This window comes from Deltaproteobacteria bacterium (genome assembly GCA_018668695.1).
In the GTDB taxonomy this organism is placed as follows: Bacteria; Myxococcota; XYA12-FULL-58-9; order XYA12-FULL-58-9; family JABJBS01; genus JABJBS01.
Map to the genome: position 1 here is coordinate 1 of JABJBS010000333.1, position 7,258 is coordinate 7,258.

Genomic DNA, 7,258 nt, shown 5'->3' on the forward strand with positions numbered 1-7,258 from the left:
CTGAGCGTTAATATAACCAAAAACTAAACAAAAGCCACCTCACTAAAAACGTGCCACTGGCACGTTTTTTATGCTACGCATACCGTTCGCTTCGACTCCACCTCCCGGAATCAGAAACGAAAAAAGCACCCCTTGGGGTGCTTTTCGTTTCTGGTGGAGGGAGGTGGAGTCGAACCACCGAAGTCGTAGACGGCAGATTTACAGTCTGCTCCCTTTGGCCACTCGGGCACCCCTCCAGCCAGAAGCTCTTATCGATGATTTTCATCAACAATAAAATATTCAATTTTAGTGTAAACATCTGAAATCGCTAGGCTTTTTCAGCTGTTAACCGGTAATTACTCTCGTAATTCTCTTCACAAGCTTTCTGTGAAGGCCTACGCCACTTCAACGTAGAGGCTTGAAATTAATAAATAATTTCTAAACCTGTGCCTTCACTTCGGCCTGAGAACGGCGGTTTATACGAATCCGGATGTAACAAGTCAACCAAAAATAGCCTGAGTTTCGATTGGTGATCAAAGACGGGCTCCAGTTGCGATCAATAACGTGCTTGAAGAGGTCATTTTGCGAGCCGTTGGCGCAAAACCTCGTAAAGACAGATGCTTCCAGCTGATGCTGCGTTAAGTGATCCGATATCTCCAACCATCGGAATACGGGCTCGGAAGTCGCACGCTTCAGCAAGCTTCTGACGAATCCCTTTGCCCTCAGAACCAATGACCAAAACAATGGGCTGGAGAAAGTCTAATGATTGCAGTGGTTGACCGCCGTCTGCCACCGTACCAACGAGCCAAAAACCCTCTTTCTGAAGGTCTACCAAGGTTCGCTTTAAGTTTGTCACACGTACGATCGGCAAATGAGCTACCGCCCCCACAGAGGTCTTCGCCGCGACCGCAGTAACCTCGCATGCACGATCTTTTGGGATGAGCACACCATCGGCGCCCAATGCTAAAGCCGATCGAACCAGTGCTCCTAAATTATGAGGATCTTGAATTGAGTCGAGGGCTAGGATGAGAGGATGGCGATCATGAGCTCGGCCGCGCTCTAAAACAGTCTCTAAATCGGAGTAAGCAAATGGGTTTACGAAGGCCACGACACCCTGGTGTACGCCTGCACCGCTCAGAGAACCTAGGTCTCGCTTGGTCGTCGAAATGACTTTGATGTTGTGCTCATCTGCGATTTCAACGATTTCGAGCAAGGGACCCTTCGGCTTGCCTTCTAATACATGAATTCTACGAACCTCACCTGGTCGCGACCGAAGTAGTTCTAAAACAGGATGGCGTCCATAAACGCTGTCTGGTCGACTCATGATGATGCTCCAAGGGATTCTGCGATAGCTACGGCAGCAGCAACTGGATCGGGTGCTTGAACGATGGGACGGCCAATAACAAGCCAGGAGGCGCCCCAAGACACGGCTTGTTCAGGTGTGGCTACGCGTTTCTGGTCGCCATGGCCACTGCCAAGAGGCCGGATACCAGGCACCACACGATGACCACCAAGTCCGCTCAGACGCTCAAGCTCATGGGCCGAGCATACGAGTCCATCAGCGCCATTGCCCAGCGCCAGCCCAGCCAAACGGTGCGCGGCGTCCGCCACACTGCCCTCATAGCCAATGGCCTGGGTCGCATCGTGGTCGAGGCTTGTCAGAATCGTAACGGCCAAAATATCCGTCGAGTCGAGGGCTGCATCCCGTGCAGAGCGAACCATATCCGCGCCACCTGCTCCGTGTATGGTTAAGAGCTTTGCACCAGTTTGACTGGCTTCGCGGGCAGCTGCGCCGGCGGTGCGTGGGATGTCGTGAATCTTCAGGTCTAAAAAGACATCGGTGCCACCATCCACGATTTCTCGAACTAAATCAGGCCCATGGGCGATAAAACTCTCGAGGCCAATTTTGACCATACCCACTTTACCCGCCAATTTTTTCGCCAGTTCAATGGTCTTGTCACGCTCTGGAACGTCCAAAGCAACAATGATTCTCTCGTGAGGCAACATAGGCGTAGCTCCTGATTCAAATGGTTATCGGGATAATTTCAGGTGCACGTCTACCTGGGGCCGTAGGTGTTTGACAACCTTCTTCGGGATGTCTGTGATCATTCCGTGCACACCTCGGTTCATCAGACGACTGGCTGTTTCCAAATCGCGAACAGTACGTATCCAAATCGCCACCCCTGGCGGAATGATTTCCCATGCTTGTGCTAGCAGCGACTCTGAAATGACAACGGCAGATACCGGTGATTCCAAATGGTTCTCAAGTGCCTCTCGGCTTGCTGCAATACCGATCAACGCAACCGTGGGATCACGGTTATGCGCAAGGCTTAGCAGCTCCGTATCAACACTTGCTACCGCAACACGGTCCCAAGCCGAGGCTCGGTTAAGGAGATCAATCACCCCATGGGCCAATCTTCTTGGGTGTGCCCCTGGCCTCAGCTCAACCATCACCCGAATATCACCAGCATTGAGCACTTGTTTTAAACTGGGAATTTTCTCTTTGGGATATTTCTCATTAAACCCCAACGGCTTAATCTTAGACTTCTTCAAAACCGCTAAAGTGTCTTGAGAGAGCTCTGGAGAGCCTGCAGAAAGTTTTTGGAGTTCACGCAATCGCTTTTTTGACACTGAACCCGTTCCGTTTGTCGTTCGTTCAAGCGTCGAGTCATGAATGACAACAACCTTATCATCACGGCTCAAAGTGACATCGACATGAATCCAATCTGCTTGCGCCGCGATGCTGTGCCGCACACTTGCCAGAGTGTTTTCTGGTGCCTCTCGGTAACCACCGCGTTCAGCGATCAACACGGGACCGACAATAGCTCTAAACGGTGGCCGAACACTGCTGGAATTCGCAGTAAGGGAACTCAATAAAATGGGTACAACAAATAAGATGAACCCGGGCCGAAACGCCATCAATCAATAGCCGCCCTTGGAATACTTGCGCGCATAGGTCTTTTTGGTCTTTTCACCGGTCACAATAGCAACAGAGGCACTTGCGCCAACACGGGTTGCACCTGCCTGAACCATGCTCTCGACATCTTCACGCGTACGAACTCCGCCAGAGGCCTTCACGCCCATCTCCGGGCCAACCACGTTACGCATAAGCTCGATGTCTTCGGCGGTTGCCCCGCCCGACCCAAACCCTGTGGAAGTCTTAACGAAAGCAGCTCCGGCAATCTTCGATAATGCACACGCAATCACCTTTTCGTCATGGCTCAAGGAAGCTGTTTCTAGAATCACTTTCACCGGCTTAGGCTCGGCTGCAGAAACAACTGCCGCGATATCTTCAAGGACCAACGCGTAATCTTTACTCTTCATGGCACCAATGTTGATAACCATGTCAATTTCACCGGCCCCGTTGCGAACTGCTTCGCGGGTTTCAAATGCCTTTGCACCTGGGGTCATTGCACCCAGTGGAAAGCCAACCACGGCGATGGCCATCGTTGAGCAACCTTCGAGCATGGCCGCTGCAAAGCGTACGTTTGTCGCATTCACACAAACAGTGGCAAAGCCATATTTACGAGCTTCCGTGCAAAGTTTCTCGAGTTCTTCACGGCTTGCATCGGGCTTTAAGAGGGTGTGATCGATTAAGCCGGCAAGTTCAGCTGCAGGCTGCTGCTCTTCCTTGCGACTGCCAGATTGATAGTTTCGACCACGTGGTGCGCGCTTGCGCGGCTCTTGCTCGCGGCGGGTTCGACTGGCGGGCTTACTCGACTCGGCACTGGGCGCCTCGGATGTTAGGCGAGCGTTCACTCGGCGCGTAATTTCATCCACTAGGTTGTCTATGTTTTGATCCGAATCCATATTTAACTCTCTTCTCACTTATTATTCGGCCCAAGGCCGTTGTTGCTTTCGATTTATGTTCGGCCCTGCGGACCCAAGCCAGCCTTTGCGCGGGCTCCCATCAGATGCTCAATGTCCCCATAGGGGATGAAGCTTGCACCACCAAGCTGCTGCGCGACAAGCTGAATTTTCGCCAAATGTTCAACCAATTCCATCCGCAGAAAAGCTGTTTCCAAGTCAGGGCCAACGGTTATGACTCCGTGATTTTGTAACAAAAACGCGTCACTTTGGACCAATGCTGGCGCCATATTCAACGTTGACTCGGGTGTTTTAGGCAAAGCGTAAGGTACCGTAGGGATCACATCGCCCAGTGAAACCACTGGCTCAGCCATCATCGTCGAAATAATTTCCACACCCGCTACCGCAAAACCTGTAGCGGTCGGTGGATGAGCATGCATCACCACACGAATATCGGGACGCTGCCGGTAGGCATAAAGGTGCAAGTTCATCTCGCTAAATGGTCGATACCGACCACTGACTCTTTGTCCTCGTTCATCAACGACCAATAACTTACTGCGCTCAACGTCTCCCTTAGAGACCGCGGTGGGCGTGATCAAAAATCGATTTTCTTCTAGGCGAACGCTTATGTTGCCATCATGGTTGGCCACCCAGCCGCGCTGATGCAAACGCTGGCTGTAATCCACCACCTCGTGCTCTAAATCACGCCGAGTCGACTGCTTTTGGCCTATTTTTACTGCTTCTCTCATGCTCGCTCGACGTACACATCATCGACCACGGCGACAATCACCGACCGAACCGGTGGGTTGCCTCCAAGAAGCTGACGTACGCCTGTACCTTCTCGCAATACCAAGACTCGGTCACCCGGACCGGCAGAAACATGGTCTACAGCCAAAAAAGCATCTTCCGCCTTCTCGCCCTCGGCCGTTTCTGGCCTTACCAACAATACGGTGCGTGCATCCAAGCCAGGATGCTTCGCAGTCGCAACAGCGCTACCGATAACCCTAGCAAGTTTCATGATTCAACCGTTCGATGTAAGTCGTCTACGATGCCAATGACAGCAGCGTCTACCGGTACAAACGTGTTCTCAAGCGCCAAAGTCGCCTCACGAGAACCCACAAGATAAACGAAATCACCAATACCGGCTTGGACCGTATCAACAGCAACTTCTTTGGGACCTGCTGGGTTCCGGTCCTCATCAAGCGGTTGCACCAATAAAAATTTCGCACCTTCAAGCCCAACTACTCTGTGAGTAGCCACGACAGTGCCTTCAATTTGACCTAGATACATAAGAGAGGTCGACTAACAAAAAGGCTCTCGATACACAACCAAAAGAACCATAGTTTAGACTCCTGCCCTGCATTATCACTGGCTTTCACTCAAAATGACCGATAAATAATCACTAGAGATCAGATGCTGGGCACTCTAAGACCCAGCCCAAAAAAGGGGTAGCAACCATGGCACAAGGCAAAGCGGCTTTAACCGTTACTGCGGGATCCAATCAGGGCGACACGTTAAGCTTGGAGTTGGGATATTGCCGATTAATTGGCCGTCACCTCTCAGAATCTGAAACGGCTCTTATCGACAGAGACGGTAATCGAATTCTTGATGGAAACGCCGGAGATATCATTTCGGACCACCTCCAAGAGCGGGCACCAAGCAATACGACCCAAGCGCCGAACTTTAGTCCCAGTACATTTGAGCGTGGCCCGGATATGATTTTCCAGGACAACTCAATCTCACGCGCTCATGCAATGATCTTCTACGATGCCGAAGGCTTTGGAATTATTGATCTGGCCAGTACAAACGGCGTGGAACTCAATGGTTCAGCGGTCACATCAGCTTTGGTTAAAGATGGAGATGCCATCACCCTTGGTAAAACCACGCTCCAAGTTGCTATCACTGCTTAAAAAAACACGCCTTAAGACGCCAAGAAATCACCTGCTTGGCGTACTGCCTGGCTCATGGCTTGGCGAAATTCAGACACTTCTTCTCCGTCAAACATAACCAACTCAATGCCGCGCTGTGCTCTGAGCTGGGATACCGCTGTATCGACCTCTTCTGAGTAAAGCTCCACAGTGCCTTTCGGAACAACACAAATTCCGCCCACTGCGCCCACCGCTCCGGTGACCAAGAGGGGAAAGATGTGGGGTCTCAAAACATAAATGTCCACTTGAACTCTGGTGACCGACCCAAAGTGTAAAGAGCCCAGTGAGCCAAAGCCATGCTGGCGAACATCGTCGGTTTGATCGGCAACGAACTCTCTAAGCTGACGGCACCACAGAGTCACTTCCTCGAGCTGCTCAAACATTTCGACCAGAACAACCAGCCTTGGTTGCCCCTTGTAACAGTCAGGCAAAGGACCTTGGGCAACTCTTGCGTTAAAATCTGCCACGGCCTCCATGCTCACCAAAGGTGCTGGAAGCATCCCTGTGCCATCCGCAATGCGTATCCAATTTGATTCTCGTAACTCTTCAAGCGTCATCCAAACCAAGGAGTCTTGCCACTGCGTGTTGTCGATGATTTCACCGATGCGGCTGTAGAGTTCCATCAACGCCAAGATTTCATGAGCACACGGGGAAAGCGGCCGGTCGATATTCTCCATCTCGATGATGCGCTCAACCTGCGCATCCGGGGCGGGTCTCTCCGTCTTCTTGTGTTGAAGTTCATCGAGTTCCTGATGGCCAAGCATTAAGAGATGCTCTGTGCTGCCCTGAATACTTTCCGATGGTGGAATACGTTTTGAACGAAAAGTGAACTGACCACGCTTAAAACCCAAAACTCGAAAGAGCGCTTTGCGTCCTCGTGTCGGGCCATAAATCACTTCAACAATTTGACCGTCTCTGAGAAAAATATCCGCACCGTAATTGTGCTCTACACTAAGAACCTGCAAACGACCTGTACGGCGATTCATCGAAAAAATTTGTAGTAAATCAGGTAAACCTATTTGCTCTAGCTCACCGCGTAACTCATCTGAGCTTTGACTTGCACCCTCATAATCACGGCGTCGAAGCGCTCTAATAATGGCACTTTGCAGCTCGTGAATATTAAATGGTTTGTTCAGCGCCGTATACTGAACATGCCCACTATCGAGCGGCTCTTTTGAAAGGTCTGCCAGAAACACAACTGGGGTATGCTTTACCTTGGGTAGGTTCGACACAATTTCTTGAAACTGAGTTGCGCCAATCGAACCACAATCGGCATCGTAGATAATCAATTCCGGAAAACCAACCACAGCTTGCTCTAGCGCCGCAGTACCATCATCAACACAAAGAACATTGTATTCATTTTCAAATACTTCAACGATATCAGCCCGTACATCATTTGGCTTCATTGCCACTAAAATCGAGAGTTTATTATCCATACTCAAAGCCCCAACCAGATCGAGAAGACCAAGCGTGTTAAAACGAGCATATCTGCTGGCGCGGAAACATCGCGTTCTGATTTTGTGTTGGTGATAGGTTCGTTGTCA

At 50.8% G+C, this 7,258-nt stretch carries 9 protein-coding genes and 1 tRNA gene; 1 reads left to right on the forward strand and 9 read right to left on the reverse strand.

The genetic code is table 11. From position 1 onward, the window contains the following. Positions 1–151: 151 nt before the first annotated feature. The 8 genes from HOK28_18710 to HOK28_18745 all read right to left on the reverse strand — a co-directional run bounded on the left by HOK28_18710 (position 152) and on the right by HOK28_18745 (position 5,076). Positions 152–236, reverse strand: a tRNA-Tyr gene (locus HOK28_18710). Between the two features lie 320 nt (positions 237–556). Beyond that, positions 557–1,303: a 23S rRNA (guanosine(2251)-2'-O)-methyltransferase RlmB gene (gene rlmB, locus HOK28_18715; protein ID MBT6435136.1), complete on the reverse strand. Its 747-nt coding sequence runs from the start codon at positions 1,301–1,303 to the stop codon at positions 557–559. Then, complete coding sequence (gene pyrF, locus HOK28_18720; GenBank protein ID MBT6435137.1) at positions 1,300–1,986, reverse strand: orotidine-5'-phosphate decarboxylase; 687 nt, start codon at positions 1,984–1,986, stop codon at positions 1,300–1,302. The genes rlmB and pyrF overlap by 4 nt, the downstream gene beginning before the upstream one ends. Positions 1,987–2,010: 24 nt before the next feature. Next, the gene (locus HOK28_18725) at positions 2,011–2,898 is read right to left on the reverse strand and encodes a hypothetical protein (protein MBT6435138.1); all 888 of its coding nucleotides are present in this window, start codon (positions 2,896–2,898) and stop codon (positions 2,011–2,013) included. Positions 2,899–2,901: 3 nt separating this feature from the next. Next, positions 2,902–3,789, reverse strand: coding sequence for a deoxyribose-phosphate aldolase (gene deoC / locus HOK28_18730; GenBank protein ID MBT6435139.1), 888 nt, complete (start codon positions 3,787–3,789; stop codon positions 2,902–2,904). A gap of 53 nt (positions 3,790–3,842) precedes the next feature. Next, the gene (locus tag HOK28_18735) at positions 3,843–4,535 is read right to left on the reverse strand and encodes a class II aldolase/adducin family protein (GenBank protein MBT6435140.1); all 693 of its coding nucleotides are present in this window, start codon (positions 4,533–4,535) and stop codon (positions 3,843–3,845) included. After that, positions 4,532–4,804, reverse strand: coding sequence for a EutN/CcmL family microcompartment protein (locus tag HOK28_18740; protein MBT6435141.1), 273 nt, complete (start codon positions 4,802–4,804; stop codon positions 4,532–4,534). Before HOK28_18740 ends, HOK28_18735 begins: the two co-directional genes overlap by 4 nt. Then, the gene (locus tag HOK28_18745) at positions 4,801–5,076 is read right to left on the reverse strand and encodes a EutN/CcmL family microcompartment protein (protein MBT6435142.1); all 276 of its coding nucleotides are present in this window, start codon (positions 5,074–5,076) and stop codon (positions 4,801–4,803) included. The genes HOK28_18740 and HOK28_18745 overlap by 4 nt, the downstream gene beginning before the upstream one ends. Positions 5,077–5,243: 167 nt before the next feature. Here HOK28_18745 and HOK28_18750 point away from each other — a divergent pair, with 167 nt between their 5' ends. Continuing rightward, positions 5,244–5,696, forward strand: coding sequence for an FHA domain-containing protein (locus HOK28_18750; GenBank protein MBT6435143.1), 453 nt, complete (start codon positions 5,244–5,246; stop codon positions 5,694–5,696). A gap of 11 nt (positions 5,697–5,707) precedes the next feature. Here HOK28_18750 and HOK28_18755 read toward each other — a convergent pair whose 3' ends face one another. After that, the gene (locus tag HOK28_18755) at positions 5,708–7,150 is read right to left on the reverse strand and encodes a response regulator (protein MBT6435144.1); all 1,443 of its coding nucleotides are present in this window, start codon (positions 7,148–7,150) and stop codon (positions 5,708–5,710) included. Between the last annotated feature and the right edge of the window lie 108 nt (positions 7,151–7,258).

Bases quoted from the DNA above. Each gene is read 5' to 3' on its own strand.
- rlmB (MBT6435136.1), bottom strand. From the start codon at position 1,303: ATGAGTCGACCAGACAGCGTTTATGGACGCCATCCTGTTTTAGAACTA.
- pyrF (MBT6435137.1), bottom strand. From the start codon at position 1,986: ATGTTGCCTCACGAGAGAATCATTGTTGCTTTGGACGTTCCAGAGCGT.
- HOK28_18725 (MBT6435138.1), bottom strand. From the start codon at position 2,898: ATGGCGTTTCGGCCCGGGTTCATCTTATTTGTTGTACCCATTTTATTG.
- deoC (MBT6435139.1), bottom strand. From the start codon at position 3,789: ATGGATTCGGATCAAAACATAGACAACCTAGTGGATGAAATTACGCGC.
- HOK28_18735 (MBT6435140.1), bottom strand. From the start codon at position 4,535: ATGAGAGAAGCAGTAAAAATAGGCCAAAAGCAGTCGACTCGGCGTGAT.
- HOK28_18740 (MBT6435141.1), bottom strand. From the start codon at position 4,804: ATGAAACTTGCTAGGGTTATCGGTAGCGCTGTTGCGACTGCGAAGCAT.
- HOK28_18745 (MBT6435142.1), bottom strand. From the start codon at position 5,076: ATGTATCTAGGTCAAATTGAAGGCACTGTCGTGGCTACTCACAGAGTA.
- HOK28_18750 (MBT6435143.1), top strand. From the start codon at position 5,244: ATGGCACAAGGCAAAGCGGCTTTAACCGTTACTGCGGGATCCAATCAG.
- HOK28_18755 (MBT6435144.1), bottom strand. From the start codon at position 7,150: ATGGATAATAAACTCTCGATTTTAGTGGCAATGAAGCCAAATGATGTA.